At 44.2% G+C, this 23,159-nt stretch carries 21 protein-coding genes; 9 read left to right on the forward strand and 12 right to left on the reverse strand.

The features are described 5' to 3' along the window. The first annotated feature begins 589 nt into the window (after nt 1–589). The 5 genes from ABL924_RS04535 to ABL924_RS04555 all read left to right on the forward strand — a co-directional run bounded on the left by ABL924_RS04535 (nt 590) and on the right by ABL924_RS04555 (nt 4,455). Complete coding sequence (locus ABL924_RS04535; RefSeq protein ID WP_349025881.1) at nt 590–1,231, forward strand: hypothetical protein; 642 nt, start codon at nt 590–592, stop codon at nt 1,229–1,231. 347 nt (nt 1,232–1,578) lie between these two features. After that, nucleotides 1,579–2,190 (forward strand): glutathione S-transferase family protein, encoded by a 612-nt coding sequence (locus ABL924_RS04540; RefSeq protein WP_349025882.1) that lies wholly within the window; start codon nt 1,579–1,581, stop codon nt 2,188–2,190. A 310-nt stretch (nt 2,191–2,500) separates the two neighbouring features. Then, a complete protein-coding gene (locus tag ABL924_RS04545) occupies nt 2,501–3,043 on the forward strand; it encodes a MarR family transcriptional regulator (protein WP_349025883.1) in 543 nt (180 codons plus the stop codon). A 60-nt stretch (nt 3,044–3,103) separates the two neighbouring features. Further along, nucleotides 3,104–3,568, forward strand: coding sequence for a DUF393 domain-containing protein (locus ABL924_RS04550; RefSeq protein ID WP_349025884.1), 465 nt, complete (start codon nt 3,104–3,106; stop codon nt 3,566–3,568). A gap of 20 nt (nt 3,569–3,588) precedes the next feature. Next, nucleotides 3,589–4,455: an NAD(P)H-binding protein gene (locus tag ABL924_RS04555; protein WP_349025885.1), complete on the forward strand. Its 867-nt coding sequence runs from the start codon at nt 3,589–3,591 to the stop codon at nt 4,453–4,455. A gap of 349 nt (nt 4,456–4,804) precedes the next feature. Here ABL924_RS04555 and ABL924_RS04560 read toward each other — a convergent pair whose 3' ends face one another. From ABL924_RS04560 to ABL924_RS04615, 12 genes are all read right to left on the reverse strand, one after another. Further along, the gene (locus ABL924_RS04560) at nt 4,805–5,173 is read right to left on the reverse strand and encodes a hypothetical protein (protein ID WP_349025886.1); all 369 of its coding nucleotides are present in this window, start codon (nt 5,171–5,173) and stop codon (nt 4,805–4,807) included. A gap of 162 nt (nt 5,174–5,335) precedes the next feature. Then, nucleotides 5,336–5,734, reverse strand: coding sequence for a hypothetical protein (locus ABL924_RS04565; RefSeq protein ID WP_349025887.1), 399 nt, complete (start codon nt 5,732–5,734; stop codon nt 5,336–5,338). A gap of 277 nt (nt 5,735–6,011) precedes the next feature. Beyond that, the gene (locus tag ABL924_RS04570; protein ID WP_349025888.1) at nt 6,012–6,374 is read right to left on the reverse strand and encodes a hypothetical protein; all 363 of its coding nucleotides are present in this window, start codon (nt 6,372–6,374) and stop codon (nt 6,012–6,014) included. A gap of 46 nt (nt 6,375–6,420) precedes the next feature. Next, nucleotides 6,421–7,212, reverse strand: coding sequence for a hypothetical protein (locus ABL924_RS04575; RefSeq protein ID WP_349025889.1), 792 nt, complete (start codon nt 7,210–7,212; stop codon nt 6,421–6,423). A gap of 5 nt (nt 7,213–7,217) precedes the next feature. Continuing rightward, nucleotides 7,218–7,466: a hypothetical protein gene (locus ABL924_RS04580; protein ID WP_349025890.1), complete on the reverse strand. Its 249-nt coding sequence runs from the start codon at nt 7,464–7,466 to the stop codon at nt 7,218–7,220. Between the two features lie 427 nt (nt 7,467–7,893). After that, a complete protein-coding gene (locus tag ABL924_RS04585; RefSeq protein WP_349025891.1) occupies nt 7,894–8,652 on the reverse strand; it encodes an ATP-binding protein in 759 nt (252 codons plus the stop codon). A 67-nt stretch (nt 8,653–8,719) separates the two neighbouring features. Beyond that, nucleotides 8,720–9,376, reverse strand: a complete 657-nt coding sequence (locus ABL924_RS04590) for a pyridoxamine 5'-phosphate oxidase family protein (protein ID WP_349025892.1) — start codon at nt 9,374–9,376, stop codon at nt 8,720–8,722. A 133-nt stretch (nt 9,377–9,509) separates the two neighbouring features. Further along, a complete protein-coding gene (locus tag ABL924_RS04595) occupies nt 9,510–11,096 on the reverse strand; it encodes an ABC-F family ATPase (protein WP_349025893.1) in 1,587 nt (528 codons plus the stop codon). Nucleotides 11,097–11,559: 463 nt separating this feature from the next. After that, nucleotides 11,560–12,576, reverse strand: coding sequence for a pyridoxamine 5'-phosphate oxidase family protein (locus ABL924_RS04600; RefSeq protein WP_349025894.1), 1,017 nt, complete (start codon nt 12,574–12,576; stop codon nt 11,560–11,562). Nucleotides 12,577–12,800: 224 nt separating this feature from the next. After that, nucleotides 12,801–14,183 carry an iron-sulfur cluster-binding domain-containing protein gene (locus ABL924_RS04605; RefSeq protein WP_349025895.1) on the reverse strand — a complete coding sequence of 461 codons (1,383 nt, stop codon included), beginning with the start codon at nt 14,181–14,183 and terminating at the stop codon, nt 12,801–12,803. Nucleotides 14,184–14,975: 792 nt separating this feature from the next. Next, complete coding sequence (locus ABL924_RS04610) at nt 14,976–15,365, reverse strand: hypothetical protein (protein WP_349025896.1); 390 nt, start codon at nt 15,363–15,365, stop codon at nt 14,976–14,978. Between the two features lie 309 nt (nt 15,366–15,674). Then, nucleotides 15,675–15,818 (reverse strand): hypothetical protein, encoded by a 144-nt coding sequence (locus ABL924_RS04615; protein WP_349025897.1) that lies wholly within the window; start codon nt 15,816–15,818, stop codon nt 15,675–15,677. A 277-nt stretch (nt 15,819–16,095) separates the two neighbouring features. On the opposite strand from ABL924_RS04615, the gene ABL924_RS04620 reads away from it, so the two are divergent. Genes ABL924_RS04620 through ABL924_RS04635 form a run of 4 tightly spaced genes read left to right on the forward strand, consistent with a single transcriptional unit; the run spans nt 16,096 to nt 23,149 of the window. Next, on the forward strand, nt 16,096–18,072 hold the full coding sequence (locus ABL924_RS04620; protein ID WP_349025898.1) for a TonB-dependent receptor: 1,977 nt from the start codon (nt 16,096–16,098) through the stop codon (nt 18,070–18,072). Between the two features lie 41 nt (nt 18,073–18,113). Next, nucleotides 18,114–18,632 (forward strand): YfiR family protein, encoded by a 519-nt coding sequence (locus ABL924_RS04625; protein ID WP_349025899.1) that lies wholly within the window; start codon nt 18,114–18,116, stop codon nt 18,630–18,632. Between the two features lie 3 nt (nt 18,633–18,635). Next, a complete protein-coding gene (locus ABL924_RS04630) occupies nt 18,636–21,359 on the forward strand; it encodes a response regulator (protein ID WP_349025900.1) in 2,724 nt (907 codons plus the stop codon). Nucleotides 21,360–21,382: 23 nt separating this feature from the next. After that, entirely contained in the window at nt 21,383–23,149 is a 1,767-nt protein-coding gene (locus ABL924_RS04635) for an EAL domain-containing protein (protein WP_349025901.1), read from the forward strand. The last annotated feature ends 10 nt before the right edge of the window (nt 23,150–23,159 follow it).

Genomic DNA, 23,159 nt, shown 5'->3' on the forward strand with positions numbered 1-23,159 from the left:
TATTTCAGCCGAATACCGCCCATTAAGGTGAATGCCAATTCAAAAAAATCGGCTTTTGACCAGTCAGCCGGAGTTTCTGCTGTTTGTGCAAAGGTCTCTGTCTGTGTATAGCGGGTTCGCTATTGGATGCGATGATCTGTTGGCCTGAAGCTGGTACTGAAAAAAATATAATAATAAGCAACAAATTAGCTGACACTCCATTTTTAAAATAAGTTACAGTCATTTTTTCTCCGTCTTGATTTTTTCACGTAGACTAAGTAAAAACACATACCCACGCGGGACGGGGTTTGCAACCCCTTCCCTAACGTTTTCGCAAAACTTAAATGACGTGGCTGCGATTAATCAACCTGAAACCTACAGACGGGGCAACATGCCCCGTCTCGCTGAATTATCCGCATTCCTAGTTTGAAAATTGGCACAATTCTAAATTGCGGATTCGGTCACATTAATAAACCTATGTAGTGTGACCCTATTCACAGAATAAATTGCAGGAAACCCTATAATTTGCACCAATGAAAGGCTACGTCGAAGCAGTAAAAAAAATAGCCAGTCCAGGATAATTTTGCAGTTCTTACCGGAGTAATTTTAAATGAACAAATTAATTGGGGTGACTATTTTATTGAGTGGTTTGGCAGTAAACGCTCAAGCAGCAAAATCTCCAACCAACAATGCTAGCAATGCATCGAGTCAGGCACAGAGCAACGCGGCATCAAATTCTGCGGTAGCAAACAACAACACTGCTTCAAATGCCAATACTAGCAGCACTAATCAAGCAAGCAATGCGTCTAGCAAGGCGCAGAGTAACGCAGCATCAAGCTCTGCAGTAGTAAGCGCCGTCAATTCTGTGCCAACACCAGTACCCGTTACCTCTACACCTACACCTGTTGTGGTAATCGTGCCAACACCGATAGCACCTACACCTGTTATAGTTGTTGAGCAAACTCCTATCATGCTAGTTGATCTTATCTTTGCACCAGCACCAATAGATCCATCGTCGTTATACACAACGGTTGAAATACCAAGTCTTCCTACCGATGCTAATGCGGGCCTTGAAGCTGCGGTTGTTCAGGCTTTAATCAATCCTTCGGGAGTTACACCATTGACCATCGCAACATTGAATTCTACAACTGTGTCTATGTCAGCGAACGAAGCACCTGTTCCTGGCGCGGTTTGGTTATTCGGTTCAGCGCTAACAAGTTTGCTAGGCTTTGGTAAACGTAGACGATCATAAAAACGGCTTAATTCACACCGATCATGTATAAATCACCGCCCTTCTGGGCGGTTTTTTGTTTGTGGTAATGCTGTTTCCGCGCGGCGGGGCATGGCACCTCGTTAACTTACTCCGCGCGACGGGGTTTTGTAACCCAGTCGCATATGTTTTGTTTGTGTAGCGCTCCCTGAGTCACGCGGAAACGCTACGAACAAGGCAACATGATGCCCAGTCAGGCTGAGATAGCCCTGCTGTCCGTTGCAAATATAAAAAACTAAACAATACGCTTGTAAAATGCAAGTTGATGTGCGAATATCATATCACTTGTTTTATACAAGTGACTTATCTGACAACACAGCGAGGCTAATATGAAGCTATATCATTTCCCCATTTCCCCCAATTCTCGGCGCGTGGTCGCTGTCCTTCATCATTTGCACTTGGATTGCGAAATTGAAGCCTTGGATTTAAGCAAGGGCGAACAAATGCAAGCCGATTTTCTCAAGCTTAATCCCAATCACATGATACCCACTTTGGTGGATGGCGATTTTGTCCTGTGGGAATCTAATGCCATCATGCAATACCTGTGTTCAAAAGCGCCCACTAACGCATTATGGTCAGCTAACCCCCGCGTACAAGCCGATATTAATCGTTGGTTGTTTTGGCAAGCAGCGCACTTCGGAAGTGCTTGCTCGGTCATGATTTTTGAACGTGTCATCAAGAAATTATTTATGTCGGCTGAAGCTGATCTACAAGAAATTGCCAAAGGTGAAGAACGTTTTCATCGCTTTGCACAAGTGTTAGAGCAGCATCTTAAAGGTCGTGAGTGGATAGTTGGCGATGCGGTGACTTTGGCTGATTTTTCGGTAGGGTCGTTCCTGGATTTGGCAGAAATGGCACAATACCCCATGACACCTTACACAGAGATAGCGCGCTGGTATAGCAATGTGCAACAACTTCCCGCCTGGAAAAGTTCAGTTTAAGATTAAAGTATCTTATAACTCTTCCTTAATTACCCACAAGTCTCCGCAACTTTACAAGCCCCCAGGCCCTAATAAACAAGGGAATACGGAGGCGTAGCGATGTGTAAAAATAAAATACACATCCACTCGGGACGGGGTTTGCAACCCCCTCCCTAACGTTTTCGCAAAACTTAAATGACGTGGCTGCGCTTAATCAACCTGAAACCTACAGACGGGGCAACATGTCCCGTCTGGCTGAAAGATTGCCACGTCCACGGAAGTGTCCGCCTAACATATTCTTTTATTTCTGTATTGACAGAAATAAAAGAATATGTATAATTTAGCCATGTTATTAAATCCTGTCGCACAACGATTTGTCCTGCACTGGGGAGAAATGGGATCGAAGTGGGGTGTCAACCGCACGGTTGCCCAAATCCATGCCCTGCTCTACTTCGTTGGCAAACCTATGCCTGCGGATGAGATTACGGAAACATTGGGGGTAGCACGTTCCAACGTTAGCAATAGCCTAAAAGAATTGCAGAATTGGAACCTGATCCAGGCCGTACATATCATGGGCGATAGACGCGAACACTTCACCACTTCCAGCGATGTCTGGGCTTTGTTTAAGACGGTGGTACAAGAGCGCAAGGAGCGGGAATTCGACCCCACCATTGGAGTGTTACGCGATTGCCTGGCCAGTCCCGATTTAGACAAGGAAGATGCCGAGGCGCAACAACGAATTAAGGAAGCCTTAGACTTCATGGAAGCACTGTCTAATTGGGGCGAACAAATGCTGAAACTGGAACCGAGCACTTTGATGAAAATGATGAAACTGGGCAGCAAAATTAAAGAACTGTTAGCGTTAATCAAGTAACCGTTTTTTTGCTTATTAATTTCTGTTTTAACAGAAACAACTGACAATACTGGATATAAAATGAACACAGCTTACCCGCTTACTATCTATTTCGATGCCTCATGCCATTTATGTAACAGCGAAATGCTAAACATCAAGTTGCACGATTCGGCAAACCAGTTGATTTTGATCGATTGCTCTGCCCCCGATTTCGACGATACGGTATGTAATGCCAATAGCATCAGCCAAACCGCCATGATGAACCGGCTTCATGCCCAGGATGCTAATGGCGACTGGTTGATTGGCGTGGCGGCGTTTGAAGTGATATATCAAACCGTGGGGATGGTTTCCATCGCAAAACTCTGGGGAAGCCCCCTCACCCGCCCTTTGGCAGAACGCATGTATCCCTGGGTCGTGCGGCATCGTTACACGCTGTCAAAAATAGGCCTGCCTGAGTTGTTTGGCTTATGGAGCAAATACGCCGCAAGGAAAGCGGAAAAACGCAGCCGTTTATGCAGCGAAGGACGCTGTAATGTCAGCGATTAAACTTTTTTAAGGAGAACATTATGAAAATATTAGTCTGCGGTGCAAGCGGTTTTGTTGGCCGACATTTAACCAGCGCCTTACAAGCAGCTGGACACAGCGTTATTCGCGGTATTCGAAAACCATCCCAACCGAATGATATTGCAGTCGATTATTGCAAGGACACCACCAAGGAAGCCTGGATACCCAAACTAGTTAATGTAGATGTTGTTATCAATGCGGTAGGCGTACTACGCGACAGTGCCAAACAACCCATGAATCTATTGCTGGAACAAACCCCCATCGCCTTATTTTCGGCATGTAAAGAAGCCGGTGTAAAACGCATCGTGCAAGTCTCCGCATTAGGCATCGACAAAGGCATCGAAACGCCCTACTTCCAATACCGCCGTGCGCCGGAAGCTTACCTTAACGCACTACCTGATAACTTACGTTGGCTGATATTGCGCCCGTCTGTCATTTATGGTGAAGACGGTGCAAGCGCCAAGATGTTCCGGTTTCAGGCTGGATTACCCGTCCAAACCCTACCCGCTGGTGGAAGGCAAACCCTGCAACCCGTCCATATCAACGATATTTGTGAAGGCGTGTGCCGTTGGCTCGCAGATTCTGAAGCGAAATCCCAAACTGTCACCTGTGTGGGACAGGAAGCCACCGACATGCGCGGCATGTTGGACAGCTACCGGCAGCAGATGAAGCATTCCAAAGCCTTACATATCAGCATTCCTGCATTTCTTGTCGGGCTGTCCGCCCGCATAGGCGATTTCATTCCCGCCAGCCCTTTGTGCAGCGATACCTTGACCATGCTAAACGCAGGCAATACAGGCGATGCCACCGAATTTACTAAGTTACTCGGACATGCGCCTAGAAGTTATCGGACGTTTATAAGTTCTTGATAGTGCCGCTATTTTTGCGAAAGATTTTTCCGGGCTTCTGCTCGAAAAATCAGCAAAAACTACAGGGCTGCCCCAGCCGTCCTGCTACACACGTTTTATGCCCAACAAGGGGCATAAAACTGGTTGCGCAAGACTCGACGCGATTTCGGAATGCTTTGCAATTCCACTCCGCAAACCGCGCTGCGTGGAATCGCCCAGCCCTATCGCTTCTGGGGACTAAAAATCTTCACTCCGCTAAAGCTACGTTTCCAAGATTTTCAGCGATGGCAATATTTTAAATAACCCTTTGGCAATTAACCCGAATTTTCGCGCCAAAAATAGTCGCTGGATTTAATTTAAGCTTTCGGGGTTATTGCGGCTTATGCCTTATTGCTTTACTTCGCCAATTTTGCAATTTTGCCGATAGTAAGCTGACGGCTAACAATATTGAAACAGGAGCTAGGAAAACCCATAAATAAGACTCTACGAAATCATGTCCTAACCATTGAAAAGAATCATCGTCATAATTGATAAACGCAATAGTTGTTAAATACGCTATCCCAATCAAATACCAAAACATGGTCAAACTAATCCAAAAACAACAATGCTTTCGGTATATAAGCTCATCGACAAAATTTTTTTTATGACATTGAAACAAAGTTATTACAATGGCAGACATAATCAAACCAAACCAAATAATGTAAACAGCGGATATCTTCTCATAGGGTAATTCTTGCATTTATGTTCCTTGGTCTCTCAAAAATAAAATCATCACAAGCCGCTTAAAAATTGCTAATAATCCTATGAGTTTTGAATAACCGTGTCATAGCATTTATCCGAAAACCCCATCTTATGGCCTGTTTTAAACTAAATTTTTAACCCAAAAATTAAATGGTAATTCTTATGGATGTGTTGCTTTACTCAGCCAATTTTGCAATTTTGCTGGTATCAAGCTGACGGCTAACAAAATTAATACTGGAATAAAAAACAGCAATGACTGTTTGGGTAAAATACCAATGAAATATAAGAACTTGTCAAGGTCAAATATTCGGTCAAAACTCACGTTTGCGCCAAAATAATGAGTAATAATTTCCGTTGTATACATTGACCCAATTAAGTTCAATAGAATTGCCAAGCGCAACCAAAACTGACGATGCTTTTGGTAGGCAATATTATCCACAAATCTTTTTTTATAGCATTTAAACAAAGTGGCTACCAAGGCAAACACAATCAAACCAAGCCAAATAGACATAATAATGTGTTCTGTACCAATTAGCTTTTGGTATTGATAGTCAGACACAACCCAGCCTCCTTAAACTTATAAAATTAATGCAAAATACTCTTGATTAGAATAAATGGGGTCAGAGTAAATTTAAATTATTCATCTATTTTTTATCTTCCTCTAACCAACAGGTCGTCCCATCTTTTTTGCGGTCATTCTCCGACCAGTCAAGAGATTAAGTAAATACGCTATACCAAATTTAAATTTACTCTGACCCCAGTTATCCTTCATGACTCCATTGACTACCCTTACCGAATAATTGGAAACGCTAAAAACTAACATTGATTGAAGTGGTTTATTTTTTACTTAACCAATTTTGCAGTTTTGCCGGAATTAAGCTGGTAAGTAATAACATTAATAAAAGGGGAGAATAGCCAATTAAATAATTGTGTATAAAGCCAAACCCATAGAATAGATTATCTGCCCCTCCATAGAGATCATTCGCTATAACCGCTGGAACTGCTGACCCAATGAAATACAAAAACATTGCCAAACGAAACCAAAAACGGCAATGTTTTTGATAGGTAATATCATCCCAAAAACTTTTTTTTGCGCATTTAAACCAAGAAATGACAACAGCAGATAAAATCGTAGCAAGCCAGATAACATTAAGGAAAACTATTGTTCCGTCTAATAACCAATCCACTGGATGACCCATTTATATCACCTCAAACTTTCAAAAATAACATCATAAATTCCAGTTGTTATTTGCCTTGCTTAATTGGATATTGCGCGATGTAATTGCCACGGTTGCTGGTGAGATACCATTTGTTCGTGGTGTTTGCAAGTGGTTTAAGTTCCCAGTAGCCTAAATAAGCCACTTTACCATCTACAGGATAATTACTAGAGATTACAGTTCGTTTCGCCATCTTGATATTCATCACCCCATTGACCACCCTTACCGGGTAATTCGAAACATTGACGTTACCTTGGCCAGGAATGTTGATAGCAGTTTTTTCCAACGTATAAGCATTATCGTAAAGACCATCACGATTAGCATCCGTATTGCGAGTCAATTTAGCACTGTACCAAGTTGTGCCGATTTGTAAGCTTGGAATACGGATGACTGCAATCCCATTGCCGACTTTGCTGGTATCTGGAGAAGGGAAAATGAAGTTTGGCATGTTGCCGTAAAAAATTCCGGCGGCGAGGATGTCGGTTGCACTTATTGTCCATTTAGATGGCGACTCAGGATTACAATAATTCATGATTGAGTTTAGATCGTAATCATCTATGCGGACGTTGCCAATCAGAAAGTCGGTAGACAAAGTGCCGACAGGTGGATCTTTGTAGCCGTTTAATTTTGCGATATCTTTGCAACTTCCACCAATACTGGCATCACTGCGGTTCTGTTCATGGGACATGCCAATGACATGGCCAAACTCATGAATGGTAGCGGTGTTGATGCATTGGTCATCAGTGACTCCAATAATACATTGATTGTAGATTTTACTTGGATGTGGCAAATGCGATACTGGATCAAAAAATGGAGCCAATAAATCTAAGACCCCCCATCAGGGCGATTTTTTATCTGCGTACCAATGGCTAATACATAAGGTGACATTACAGTGATACCGCTGAGGGCTTTGACCGCTTTATACGGATCAACCCGAATACGAATACCCGCGTACAAAGGCAATTGGTTTTTTGGGCGACATTGCGCCGGAGTTGTTTCTTTAAAACGGAGCCTGGAATATTTGCCCCACGATTGCCCTAACACAACAGACAGTGCTTTTCGTCGTCTATCCACTGTTGAATTAGCTTGAATCTGGGTTAAATTTTCCCAGCAATAAGGGATATCGTAGGTTTGCGTAGCTGGATTGAGCGGCCAAAGCTTGTTATCTAGATAAAACGCCTTCGCTGTTGGGGTTGAACTGATTGCAGGATCAGCGGCTGCGTAAACTACAGTGGTGGCAAGAAAGAAAGAAAGAAAGAAAAGATAATTTTCGCTTAAATTTTGAATACATAAGCCTTACTCCAGTAGTTGATTAAGGGTGCATTTTAATTACCTGCAAAATACCGTTTTAGTTTATACGTTAATTCGCTGCCTTTATCAACTTATTCGATTTGCTAACCAATGCACAGAAATAGTCAACTCATTTAATCTAGGTGGAACGGTTAAGTCACCGCAATTAACACGGGCTTTAGCGATGACCCTGAGATGCCTACTAGGACTTCTAGCTATTACTGTAATGCTGATAAAACTGCTTAGCCGTCCTGCCACTTTTCGAGGCACGTAAACGGGCAAATTCTAAGGCAGCCTTATGCAAACTTTGGCGGTCATTTGGAAAATTAGGGAATAAAGCATCCACAATATCCAGATAAGTTTCTGTCGATTGCGGATAAAACCCTAACCACAAGCCAAAACGGTCGGACAGCGATATGGTTTCTTCGATGGTGTCTGAATAATGGATTTCCCTATCTTCCAAATGACTGTTGAGGTTATCGTTCATTTTTTCCGGTAACAAATGCCGACGATTGGAAGTGGCATAAATCAAGACGTTATCCGGTTTGGCTTCCAAGGAACCTTCCAAGACACTTTTTAACGATTTATATTGGCTTTCGCCAGTTTCAAAGGAAAGATCGTCGCAATACACGATGAACCATTGTGGTAGCTCCCGTATGTCATCGACAATTTCTGGCAGATGGACTAAATCTTGTTTGTCCACTTCAATCATGCGTAAGCCCTGGTATTTAAAAGCATTCAGCAAAGCTTTAATCAAGGACGACTTACCCGTGCCGCGAGCACCCCACAATAAGGCATTATTGGCCGGTTTACCCGACAGAAAACGTTCGGTGTTTTCAATTATTTTCGATTTTTGGCTGTCAATCCCCAATAAATCATTGAGCCGAATTGAATCCAGTTGCACGACTGGCCTTAAAACTTCATTGCGTTGCCGCCATATTGCGGCATAAGTTGAGTTCCAATCGATCATTGATAAGTACTTAGGGCTAAACACTTAGCTAGGGGAGTAATAGAGATTTTGCTGGGTGTAAGCGTGTTCAAGCATCACCCTTCATTAGCATCTCGCCATATTCTTCTGGCGTGATTACACCGCCGAGTGATTCCGCGACATTTTTATCGCGTTCTGGGAGTACGTCTTGCACTGCATTAATACGTTTCCATTGTGCTGGTGATGTTGTACAGTCGATTTGTGGAACATATTTTGATGTGCCTACGCGTTGATATTTATGGATGTAGCGAGGGCAGTTGACAAATATTTCGGTGATGGCAACCCTAACCACTAACTCAGCACCATGAAACTCAGCGGCTAAAGAGTCGTGCTGATCAATGCTGGCAGTGCCATGTATACGGATACGGTGCGGTGTCTCGAAGTCGATAAACAGCATACCGATTTTGTTGTTTGCTGTAATGTTGCCCAATGAGAGAAACATGCCATTGCCATCAAAACTGGGAAATGCCAGCGTTTTGTTATCCAGCACTTTGACAAAGCCAGGATTACCGCCTTTGTAAGAACAGGTGGGATAACCTCGGTGATCTGTCGTGGTCAAAAAGAACATATCTCGCGTTTCAATAAAGCCTTTGTGATCATCCGCAATCTCAGTGGCAACGATAATTTGGTCTAAGCGGTCAGCCAAATTTTTCGTGTCAAACATATCTTGCATTGCTCGATGTTGTTTGCCGTAAACTTCAGTCATAGCTCTCCTGTGCGGCTAATAAGGTGTTAAGGAATTCACATTAATGATGTGTTTATGCTTCGGTTGATCAACCGGTAAGTATTTAACTCCGCTTTTAAAAAACAGAGGTTAAAAACTCTTACATTTTTTAGCTCTACTTTTGACTTTCCAAATAGTCTTCATAATTGCCGTTAAAATCGACGATACCCGTTGGGGTTAATTCGATAATTCTAGTGGCAAGTGATGATACAAACTCGCGGTCATGACTGACAAATATTAGTGTGCCGGGATAGTTTTCCAAGGCTGTGTTCAACGATTCGATGGATTCCATATCAAGATGGTTGGTGGGTTCATCCATGACCATGATGTTATTTTTTTGCAGTATCAACTTACCGAACAACATTCGCCCCTGTTCGCCGCCGGAAAGTACTTTGACCGGTTTGTTGATGTCATCTGAGGTGAACAATAATCGACCTAGCGTACCGCGGATTGCTTGGTCGTCGTCGCTTTCTTTGCGCCACTGCCCCATCCATTCGATAAGCGTAATGTTTTCGGCAAAGTCTTCGGCATGATCCTGCGCGTAATAACCCACTTCGGAGTTTTCCGACCATTTAACCTTGCCTGTATCTGGTTTTAAATCGCCTACCAAGGTACGTAGTAAGGTCGATTTACCAATGCCGTTTGGGCCGATAATCGCAACGCGTTCACCCACGGCGATCATCATTTTTAAGTTTTTGAATAGTGGCTCTGCACCATAACCCTTGCTCAAACTTTCGACTTCCAACGCCAATCGGAACAATTTTTTGCCTTGGTCAAAGCGGATAAAAGGGTTTACACGGCTAGAAGGTTTTACTTCATCGAGCTTGATTTTTTCCAACTGCCTTGCACGCGAAGTCGCTTGTTTGGCTTTGGAGGCATTCGCCGAAAAGCGGCTGACGAAAGTTTGTAACTCAGCCATTTGGGTTTTCTTCTTGGCATTTCCCGCCAGTAATTGTTCACGCACTTGCGATGAAGCGGTCATGTAATCGTCATAATTACCCGGATAAACGCGTAGCTCGCCAAAATCCATGTCTGCCATGTGGGTGCAGACACTGTTTAAAAAGTGTCGATCATGCGAGATGATAATCATGGTGCAATTGCGGTCATTGAGCACATCTTCAAGCCAGCGGATAGTATTGATGTCGAGGTTATTGGTCGGCTCGTCCAATAACATGATTTCGGGATTAGCAAATAGTGCTTGCGCCAGCAATACCCGTAATTTCCAGCCGGGCGCAACGGCACTCATTAAGCCATAATGCTGTTCAAGAGGGATATCCAGACCTAGTAACAACTCCCCTGCCCTAGCTTCGGCGGTGTAACCATCCATTTCCGCAAACTCGACTTCCAGGTCGGCTACCTGCATACCCTCTGCTTCAGACATGTCCGGCAGTGAGTAGATGCGGTCGCGTTCCTGTTTGATTTGCCAGAGTTCCTTATGCCCCATAATCACGGTGTCGATGACGCTGAATTCTTCATAAGCGAATTGATCCTGGCGCAAAATACCCAAGCGTTCACCGAGGCTGATGCTGATGTTTCCGGCGGATGGCTCCAGGTCACCGCTTAAAATTTTCATGAAAGTGGATTTGCCGCAGCCGTTAGCGCCGATTAGGCCATAACGGTTGCCGTCGCCAAATTTAACGGAGACGTTTTCAAATAGGGGTTTAGCCCCAAACTGCATAGTAATGTTTGCGGTGGATATCAAGGTGTTGTTCCGAAAGGGTAGGAAAAGGAGGATGCCCAAGGCTTGGGGTTCTAGCTTTTTAGGTTTCTAATTGGGTATTTTACAGCAAATAGCCTAGCTTCTGTTACACAATATCAAGGTTACTTGCTTATAGGTAACACCTAATTGTCGTATAGAAACTTGGTGTTTTACAAACCTGCTAGATTTATTATGGGAATTTCTAAAAGGGATCTCTAAAAATTCAAAAAGCTCCTTCTCCCTCTGGGATGCCTACATGGATGTAGGTAGTAGGGCAATGCAGGAGCTATTGCCGAGAAGGTTGGGATGAGGGATTTAAAATCAAGTATTTACAACCCTCACCCTAGCCCTCTCCCAGAGGGAGAGGGGATTTTTAGGGATACCCTAAAGCCATTTCCGCTAGTACACTCAATATCGTTATAAACCATGCCATCATTTTGACAGATCCAGGTGCTAGCGAAACCGATCAAATAGCACTTTTCCCTTCTAACTTATTCATCAATTTAGTAATTTCATGCTCGGGCACATCCAGACCGACCAAAGTTTTGTTCAGATGACCAAGCACTATATCCATAACCCCGTCACTCATACGAGCATTGGTTTGTTGCCGATAAAACTCGCGCAAATTTTCTGGCAAGCCCTGTTCTGCCCCATAAGCACCAAACGCGGTTTTTAGGAAATGTTTTTGTCTGTCCAAAAGTGTTTGCAGATTGATCTCGTCCAAGAAAGGCCGTAGCTTCTCGTCCAGCAATAACTTTCTGGTAACGACTTCGGTAATTGCCTGAATGGCTGGTTCACCGCCGATTCTTTGGTAAAGCGGTATATCCTGCAAGGCAAAAAAATCGCTGCGTTTTAGACCCTCATCGTCCGTCCCCCAAGCAATGTCTTTTTCTGCTTTTTTAAGCAAAGGGACATGTTTGGAACAGTGAATATAGGCTTCTTCAATTTCAACCATAATCCAACGCTCAGGACGGTGCTTGCCTTCGCTATTCATCTCATCGACAACATCCTGCGGTAGCTCTTTGCGAAATTTCAGTAAGTCCTCGTGTTCGACAATTTTAGCTTTACCATTCACATGCAGACCGACGGTGCTGGCAAAAAAATCGACAAAAATCATACCAATATGCGGATTTTCGGTGATATTGCCCTGACTGGCCATTACACCATTGCCGCGATATTCAGGATATACCAAATAGTTATCGTTCAGTGCCTTGACGAAACCCGGCTTACCGAAACGAAAGGAGCAATCACAGTCACCGTGTTTATCGGAGGTGGCAATAAACAATACTTCCTGCCTGCCGATGAATTCTTTCATAACAGGCGATAGATAATTCAGTACCTGTTTGTCATAAAAGCGCAATGCCCGCTGCGTAGTGCCATATTTTTGCTGTAAAAAATGCTCACCTTCCGAACCCGGCAATAAGGTGAGCGGAGCTACAGAGGGCGGCATGGTTTTTGGTTTGGCTTTAAATAATCGGAACACGTTAGTTCTCCTTTATTTTTCCTAATTAGTAAGATGCTTCAGCCAAACGCTGGGCAGCCCCTTCTCCTTTCGGGAGAAGGTTGGGATGAGGGGATCTAAAAAGCAAAAAGCCTTATTGACCCCCTCACCCTAACCCTCTCCCCGTGGGAGAGGGGATAAGTTCTTTTTGGCTGAAGCATCTTGCTAATCAGATTATTTTTTGACCGCGTTCTTACAGATTCTTGTTAAATATCCAACACGACATTTGAAGACGGATAGGCACAACAGGCATAAACCCAGCCTTTATTTCTATCGATATCGTCTATCTCCGCCCGCTCAGTCATGTCAACTTTGCCATTTAAACATTTAACCATGCATTCCCCGCAGCTTCCGGCACGGCATTCATGGCCTATGTTGACCCCGGACTTTTCCGCAAGCTCAAGTAAAGTCATTGCACCATCGGCATCAACCGATTTACCAGACTTGGCAAACTGAATCTGATAGCTTCCGATTTTGGAGCTCAATGACCGATCATGTTGCAAATCCCCAGGCTTTGCTGGTACACCGACAGTAAAGTTTTCACAAATTAACTGTTTGGCTGGTAATTTAAGTTTCAGAAGATTTTGCTTACAGGTATTCATGAAAACATCCGGCCCGCATAGATAAACGGTTCGTTCAGTCAAGTCTGGTACAAGGCCAGCCAGCATATTTTGGTTAACACGCCCAGTCAGCCTGGGCAACTGGCTGGGAGCATACAGCTCTTTAGTTAGGGTGATAAATAATCTGATATTTTTATGATGTGCGGCAATCAAATTAAGCTCTTCGCTATAAATAATGTCATAGAGCGTTTGAAACGACAGCAATAGCATGACATCAACACAAGCCTTGGTATCTGCAAGCCAACGTAACATGGACATGATCGGCACGATGCCGCTGCCAGCTGCTAAAAACAGGATTTTTTTAGGCGTGTTTTTTGCGCAACTGAATTTGCCAAATGGCCCTTTCACGTTGAGGGTATCGCCTATCGTTAGCTTGTCATTAAGCCAATTGGAAACAACACCTCCGTTAGCGTCTCTTTTTACCGTAATTTCCAGAATTCCTGGATGGGTAGGCGATGAAGCTAAGCTATAGGAGCGTTTATATTCCTTACCTTCAATAACGACAGAAAGCGTAATATATTGCCCTGGCAAGTAATCGAAAGCCTGTCCATTTAGTCTACCGAGCTGGATAGTTTTAGTGTCACTCGTTTCGTTATAGCTGTTTAGAACAGTAAATTGAGTGCTTAAAGTCACGCCGGATGCAATATCCAACCCTTTAATTGGCGTTAGCATCCCCTTCACATCACAATTATGGTTAGATGCAACAGTGAGCGGACTACCCTTCGAGAGAACTGACTGATGCTCGAAAAAACCTTGTGGAATAGATCTGGTAGACTCCAGATTTATTTGCTGATTATCTAAATCAGCAAATAAAGCACTGAACGGGAATTGCGCCAGTACAGCATGTTCTTCATGGTAGCGATGGGCAAAATAGATTTTACCCGGCGGCGCGGTTTTCCATGCGCTGGTTTGTTTAAATAACCGTTGCGTCCATAGGCTCGCTGATTTTTTATTATCGTTAGCATTCATAATCACCCACTGCCAATAGAGGCCGTGATATTACCGGATTTTCATTTCCACAACGCCGAGTGTAGCCATTTTCAAGCATTTAATCTGTTAACAATTCCACTTCAAAGTAGTGAATTTTTCACTACTAAAAGCAACAAATTTGGTCATTAAAATAACAGTAACCCTCCTGTTCTCAGCTTAACTTTAAGGAGGGTATACAACCGATTTGATATTTAATGGTTAAATCCACTTGCCGATTATTCTGCTCCTTAATTTTGCAGACATAATGACAATAATCCCTCTTTTTCAGACAACTTAAAAAAATTTTGTCGGCCTAAGTAGGATGAAGGTGACCCTTTGGGTAATAACAAAAGGTGCTGTTGGATCGTGGCTACAATCATCACGAAAGTGATTGTCGAACACAGACTTAAAGACGTATCGGTTTGCTGCGCCTAAACCCAATACGCCAACTCGATGACGCTAACAAGCTTGAACTTAAGCACACATAAAGTGTTTGGGAGTAACAACCTTGATCCTGACTGAGGCTACGAAAGAATCCAAAATCAGCGACTGATATTTAGAAAATGAACCAAACCATTAAAATATAGCTGCATCCTCTCAAATGGGATCAATGAAAGTAGCATATCCAAGAGAATCGTCAAAAAAGCACGTATTACTACTGAATTAACTTCTCGCAAATTTACTATAAGTTAAAGGATAACCCAATGATTAGTGCTGGGTCTATCAAGCAGAGCTTAGGAAAACAGTATTTTGTTGACCCAACCATATAAACTTTGAGAGTTGCCCCCTCAATCACACCTCACGTTCAGGACTTTCTGCCTTGAACAGCTCGGCAATAAGCTCAATTTCAGCGGTTTTATGAGGTATCGCAGGGATTTTCCACTCTTTTCCGACGATACGGGATAGTAAGTTATTCAACCAGGGGCGGTTTGATCGTGCTTGTTGTACTATCAATTTGTGGGATTCGCCATCGCTAACGACAGCAAAACCGTCCAACCAAACCTCAATCGCTTCAGCTTCCCCGTAAAGCGTTGTTTGAACGTAGACTTTACGCGTCTCGAAGTCAAAATTAAAATCGGTTAATTCTGCAATACCTTTTAGCACTATATTTGCCACCCAGATAATCATCTTGTTAGGCGTCAATTTTATTGCTGTTTTTACTAAACTGGATTTAAAACTCATGTCTTGCCTTCATCGGGTACGGTGGAAAACTGTAATTTTAACCGTTCTTTGCTTTGGCTGCTAAGAACAACAAAAAAATGTTACCCAATGCCGCTAATTATTTTCAATTGATTAGAGACACGCTTCTACCTGGGTGTGTTCAGACACTTGACCTGCCGTCAACAACAGCCGCACGGGGTTGTCTTGGTGCCGAGTACGCCCCGCGACTTGCCCATTGCTTCATTGTCTTCGCAGTTTTTTGGCCCATCGGCTATAGCCACATAGACCCAATGCCAGATGCCAATGGCCTAATTCCGCCGACAAATCCCGCTAGGGTGAACCGGTACGCGCTATCCACACGGCTTCAATAAACCGTCGATTGTCCTTCGCCGTCACACCGCAGTCGTCCGCCTTGCCGGGCAGAAAATTCTTGATGCGTTCCCATTTTGAATCACTTAATACCGTTCTTGTCATTGTGCTTCGTGTAAAAAAACAGCAAATAATACAATAACTTTAGCTTATCTCTTAAAGTAATTCAGAACACGCCTTAGATCTCTTCAGTTTTTTCAATGGATTAGTTGTTTAGCTTGGTGAATGAGCATGCTCCTTTCAGCAACTGATTGGAGATAACGGCAACTATTAGTCAAACTTTGGAATTGGTTCTCACTTTGGCTAATTGACGCTAGCCTAATTTCTACTATAGTTGTTATTATCAAATTTCACTTCAATGTAGTTCACAGAAATCAGTGCCATGGCGATATTGCTACACTTCAAGTATTTACGATTTTTTTTACTAAGCGTTACTCTGAGTTGTACGCAACAGCTTTTGGCTCAAGAAACCAATAAAGTTTATGACTTGCCACTGGAACAATTGGTCAATTATGAGGTGGTGTCTGCTTCGCGGTTCAAGCAAAAGTCATCCGAAGCCCCTTCTGCGGTTGAAGTATTAACCGCAGAAAACATCCGCAGCTACGGCTGGCGTACCTTGGCCGACGCGTTAAATTCAATACGTGGCTTATATATCCGTAATGACCGTAATTACAGCTATCTTGGTAATCGGGGCTTGTCTCGTGCCGGGGATTATAACTCGCGAGTGCTGATAATGATTGATGGTCGCCGTATGAACGAAACCATTTTCGATTCCGGTTTTATCGGCGAAGAATTCATGCTAGATATGAACTTGATAGAGCGTATCGAATACGTTCCCGGCTCCGGCTCATCCGTCTATGGTGCCAATGCCTTGCTTGGTGTGGTCAACGTCATTACCAAGCGGGGTAGAGATATTGACGGCGTACGCTTGAGCGGCGAAGTAGGGAGCTTGGATACTTACCGGGCTCGGGCAACCTTTGGCAAGCAATGGAAAAATGGAGCAGAACTACTGCTTAATGGTTCGCATTTCACTAGCCATGGCAACGATAAGTTATTTTTCCCAGAGTATTCCAGCATTAATGGCGGTATTGCCCAGGATAAAGATCAAGAACGTAGTGACCGTGCATTCGGTAAGCTTAGTTATGGTGATTTAACTTTACGGGGAGGCTATGTAAGCCGTTACAAAAGCATACCCACTTCCTCCTATGATGCACTGTTCAACGAGAAAAATTACAGCGTCGATAGTCAAGGTTATTTGGATTTGGATTACCTTACCCAAATTGATACTAATCTGGGCTTAGAGGTGAGGGGGTTTCACCACTGGTATGATTACTACTCTCTCGGACCTTATGATTCAGGCGATCCTCGCATTGAGTCCTTCGAAGGATCGGATGCACGTTGGTGGGGTGGTGAAGTCAAGCTGACTGGGACTCAATTCGACCATCATAAATGGATCACTGGACTTGAAGCACAGTACGACCAGCGGCAGCACTACATCCTTTATGATATTAACTCTTCTGATCCCTCCTATAATAGGGGTAACGATGGCTGGCGGGTAGGCCTATATGCACAGGACGAATTCCGCATTACTAGAAGCTTGCTCCTCAATGCTGGTTTACGCTTAGATCATCACCACCTAATCAATAGTTTACAGCTTAACCCGCGGATCGGATTGATTTGGGATATTACCCCTGCTTTTACCGCTAAACTGCTCTACGGTTCAGCTTTTCGTGCCCCCAATCTTTATGAACACGACTTAAATAGACCATCAGCCAAACTGCCCCAAGAAGAACTCATCAAAAGTTATGAAGCTGTTGCCGAGTGGTATCCTGGAGGCGGAGTAAAGCTGCTGGGCACCTTGTTCTACAACAATATAAGCAAAGTGTTGATAGCTGACCCCACTACCAACAACACAATCAACGGTGGCAAGTTCCAAACGCTTGGTTTTGAACTTGGCGCGGAAAAACTCTGGGACAATGGTCGCCAATTGAAGTTGACCTGGACACATAATAATACCCGTGACGTAAGTGCTAACAGCGGGAGTTGGGCATCGGATTCTCCTAAAAATATGGTCAAAGCACACTATGCTGAGCCTTTGTTTTATAACAAACTAAGTCTGGGTTTTGAAGAAATTTTTGTGGATGAACGCCTTACTAGTAATAACAATATTGCCCCCAGTTATCACCTGTTCAACATCAACCTAGCCCTGACCAAGCCTTTATATGGCTTTCAAGCTTCCCTAGGTGTCTACAACGTACTCGACCAACACTTCAAGATAGTGGCTGGCCCAAATCTTACCCAAGATACTTTAGCCATGGACGGCCGCACCGCACGTTTTCGTTTGGAATACGGCTTCTAAATATGAGAAGACCTAAATCATTCACGCGCTTAGCCATAGCCTTGAATGCTATAATTTTGCTTGTGGGAATCGTTTTTAATCAGCGTTCGGCTGCTGCCCCATCCAGTGAAATTCAGACTTTGTCAGTTGCTTACCTCTATAACTTTATGAAGTTGAGTGAATGGCCAACTGAGACGAAGACCAATGAACTCACTTTGTGCATCACTCAAGAGGGAGATCTTGCCAAAGAGTTAGATTCATTAGCTGGCAAGGAGGCCCAAAACCATACTTTAATAATCAAAAGACTTGTTCAAGGAGACGATGCCAACGAATGCCAACTATTATTTCTACCTAGCGAAGAAAAGCCCCTGCGTATTCAAGCATGGATCAACACTTTAAAGGACGTTCCTGTACTTACAGTAAGTGACCTGGAAGGATTTCTCGACCAAGGTGGCATGATTGCTTTGGTTAATGACGGTGTGCGATTGCAGTTTGAAGTTGATTTGGAGCGTGTGGAACACACGGGGATCAAATTAAGTTCAAAAATGCTCCAAATTGCCCGCGAAGTAAGAGGGGAGTGATAGTTGACGTTACGAAAGCATAAACCCAAAACAATTGCCGCTAAGCTTAGACGAATTGTCATCATTTGTTTGGCTTGCTCAATGCTGGCCGTATTCATAATTGTCGTCGTAAATGAGGTCACAACATCACTCAATTCGTCACAACAACAGCTTGAAACATTGGCTCAAGTCACTGCCAACAACTCTCAGGGCGCTTTAATGTTCCTTGATAAGAAGAGTGCCCAACAAATCCTGGATTCCCTAAAAATTGTTCCGTCCATCTATGAAGCCTCTCTTTATTCAGAGGATGGCCGTGTAGTAGCCAGTTTCAAGCGGGACATCGCTATGCCGCTGCCATTATGGCTTCCTGGACGGGGAATTAGCTTTGAACAACCCGTCACAATTGAAAAAGATCACTTGGGTAGACTTATTTTGCAAGCTGAACTCAGCAAAATGTGGGTTGAACTTATCCGTAATCTTGGTGTTTTTACAGCATCGTTGCTAACTGCTTACTTGATCGCCATTAACCTTGCCAGACGCCTCGCGTTACGCGTAACACAACCTATATCAGAGCTTTCCGAAGCAGCATTGCAAGTGTCGGAAGCTAACAACTACGAAATACGCGTTTCTAAACAGGACGACAATGAGGTAGGAACTCTGGTGGATGCGTTTAATGACATGCTTGAACAGATCAACCGTAGGGATAGGGAGCTTGCCCAACATGGCGTACGGCTTGAGCAAGAAAAGGCTGCCGCTGAAGCTGCAAACGCAGCCAAGTCGCAATTTCTCGCCAATATGAGCCACGAAATCCGTACGCCGATGAACGGTGTACTGGGTATGGCCCAACTATTGAAGGACACTGAGTTAACCCAGAAACAACGCCGTTTTGTCGACACGGTACACAAATCCGGTGAAACGCTGCTCTTCATTATCAACGATATCCTGGATTTTTCCAAAATCGAGGCAGGCCACTTAGAACTGGAGAGCTTGGATTTTAACTTACACAAAACTATTGGGGATGTCGCTGAATTATTTGCCGAACAAGCCCATAGTAAAGACTTAGAGCTTATCTACCGCATCGCGCCCGAAGTGCCAGAATGTGTAAAAGGCGATCCTTCACGGATACGGCAGGTTCTCAGCAACCTAATCAGTAATGCCCTCAAATTCACTGGGCAAGGTGAAGTTTTAGTCAATGTTGACTTGGATGATAAGCCTGCATCAGATAGTAATGGCAACCCGTTTAGGGTGCGCTTTACGGTCACCGACACGGGCATTGGCATCAGCGAAGAAACCTTACCACGGCTCTTTCGTGCTTTCTCGCAAGCGGACGACTCCACTACCCGCAAATATGGGGGTACTGGACTGGGTCTTGCTATTTCCAAGCAATTGGTTGAGTTGATGGGCGGTGAGATAGGCGTAACGAGCCGTGTTGGTCAGGGTTCCATCTTCACGTTCACACTGTCGCTCGGGGCAACTACCTGTACAGATCTATACCAATCCGTGCAGTTTCTTGAACTGTCTGGCCTAAAACTACTGATTGTCGAGGACAACGACACTAATCGCGAAATACTAACAGAGTATGCACTGTCCTGGGGAATGTCCGTGGATGCCGTACCGAGTGCCTTAGCCGCCCTAGACCTGCTCAGAAAACCAACCGACGATCAGCTTCCTTACGACTTGGTGATCATCGACATGAAGATGACTGGCATGAATGGGCTTGAATTAGGCCAGCGTATTAAAGCTGATTCGGAAATGACCCAAATCCCCTTGGTCATGTTGACTTCAACCATGTTCCACGGCGAAGCGTCCCAAGCCCATAAAACCGGCTTCAGTGCTTACCTGATCAAACCAATACACAAAAATGAGTTGTACCACTGTTTACTGGATGCTTTGATACCAGGGGCGGGTTTAGTACCTCAAGCGCAGGCGTTGGCGGTTTCGCCCTCGACCAGCCTAGCCAAAATAAGTATCTTGCTAGCTGAAGATAACCCAGTCAACCAGGAAGTAGCCCAACACATGCTACAAGGCTTTGGTTGCTCAGTTGATATCGCCAATAACGGTCAAGAAGCACTAAAAGCTGTCGGGCAAAAATCCTATGATTTGGTGTTCATGGATTGTATGATGCCCGAAATGGATGGTTACCAAGCCACAGCTCAAATCAGGCGACAACAGAATGCCGGTCAGTTACCGCACTTCCCTATCATTGCCTTGACCGCCAACGCAATTGAAGGTGATCGTGAAAAATGTCTGATTGCCGGTATGGATGATTATCTATCCAAGCCATTCAAAGCAGAATCTCTAAAACGGGTAATCATGGCGTGGGTAAAAACCTTGGAGACGATGGCCCTTACGAACCCAACACCAGAGGACATGGCCGAATCAACTCAACCCACAGTGCCGAGCCTAGATACCCACTCGCTGGAAACCATCCGAAAGTTAGACCAACTTGGTGATAATGAATTTCTACAAAGTATCATTTCACTGTACCTAAGCAATGCCCACGACCTGTTACTTTCATTAGAAGCGGCTTGGACTGAAGGAAAAGTCGATGCCATCCGCACGGTATCGCATACACTGCGATCCAGCAGCAATCAGGTGGGCGCCTTTAGCCTGGCCGAACTGTGTAGGGAAGTGGAAAACGGGGCAAGAAATCAGATTTATGATACTTCCGGCCATGTACTTGTGCGTATAAAACATGAATTCGCAAACACTCGTATCGCATTAGAAAAATATCTTCAGTCGCTTTAGCCAAAAAATTAGAGATATCTCATATGCCAGCCCAAGCCCACATTCTTATCATTGACGATGACCCTCTTATTCGTCGATTGGTCGCCAAGACCCTCCAGAATGAAGGAATGCAAACGACAGAAGCGGTTAGTGGTGAAGAAGGTTTGAAGATTTTTCAGGAACACGGAGCCGATGCAGTTTTGCTCGATGTCATAATGCCAAATGGGATGGATGGCTTTGCTACCTGTGCAAGGATTAGGGAACAATCCACAGGTCAGCACATCCCCGTACTGATGATGACCGGATTAGACGACCTGGATTCGGTCAACTGCGCGTATGGATCGGGTGCAACCGATTTCATCACGAAACCCATTAATGTTCCGTTGTTGGGTTATCGAATACACTATTTACTCAGATCCGCCAAAACCACCTATCGTCTGCTAGACAGTGAGCAGCGCCTTCATCACATGGCTTACTTCGATAGCCTGACCGAATTGCCCAATCGGACATTTTTTCAAGAACATTTAAAGATTATGATCGCCTTTGCACAACGGCATCATCAGAAACTAGGGGTATTGTTCTTGGATATCGATGGATTCAAACGCATCAACGATTCACTGGGGCACCATTTTGGCGATCTTGTCCTACAGGAGACCAGCAACCGTCTGCGAAAATGCCTACGTGCCAGCGATGCGCTGATCCGCGTGGGCAACACCACTTCTGACGGCATCTCATTGGCGCGGCTGGGAGGCGATGAATTCACTGTGCTGCTATCGTCGATTGAGCGTAATGAGGATGCTGCCACAGTCGCCGAACGCATCCGTAAGTCTCTAGCCGAACCGTTCATCTTGGCAGACCAGGAAATCTACACGACTACCAGTGTCGGCATTAGTATTTACCCTGTAGATGGCGAGACCGAGCTGGATTTAATAAAAAATGCTGATCTTGCCATGTACTACGCCAAGCGCGCAGGCGGCAATTCCTATCGGTATTTCTCGGTCAACATGACTGAGGCGGCGAAACGTCGGCTTATTTTGGAGAACCACCTCCACAAAGCTATTGAGCGCAATGAGTTTGAGCTACATTATCAGCCACAATTCGACCTTATAACAGGGAGCTATTCTGGCGTGGAAGCATTACTGCGGTGGAACTGTCAAGAACTCGGGCGAATTTCTCCGGCCGAATTCATCCCTTTAGCAGAGGAGAACGGCTTGATTATCCGCATTGGTGAATGGGTGTTACGTACGGCATGTCTCCAGGCAAAAAACTGGCATAATCAGGGTATTCGACTGAGCCGTATAGCTGTTAACGTCTCAGGGAAGCAATTATTGCACAAAGGCTTCCCTTCGCTAGTTGCAAAAATATTAGCTGAATCTGGACTGAAACCCAATACGTTGGAATTAGAGGTAACCGAAAGTGCCTTGATCTTTGAGGAGAATATTCTTATGGAAGCCCTAAAATCCCTAAAGAAAATCGGCATCCAATTATCGATTGATGATTTTGGTACAGGTTATTCCAGTTTGAGCCGCCTTATGAATTTTCCTATTGATTGCTTAAAAATTGACCAAAGTTTTATTCGCGACCTAGAACAAAATACCGCCAAAGCCGCGATTGTGGCTGCGATTATCAAAATGGCCGAAGGTATGAATATGAAGGTTATCGCAGAAGGCGTTGAGACGAATGACCAACTGGACTTCATAAAAAACAACCAATGTAAAGAAGCCCAGGGCTATCTCCTGTGCAAACCCCTGCCCTCAACACAAGTTGAAGAGTTCCTCAGAAATCAGGCATCGTTAAGGCCAAATGTTTAAACAAATAATA

Origin of the sequence: Methyloglobulus sp., assembly GCF_040079455.1 — a bacterium.
Taxonomy (GTDB): Bacteria; Pseudomonadota; Gammaproteobacteria; order Methylococcales; family Methylomonadaceae; genus Methyloglobulus.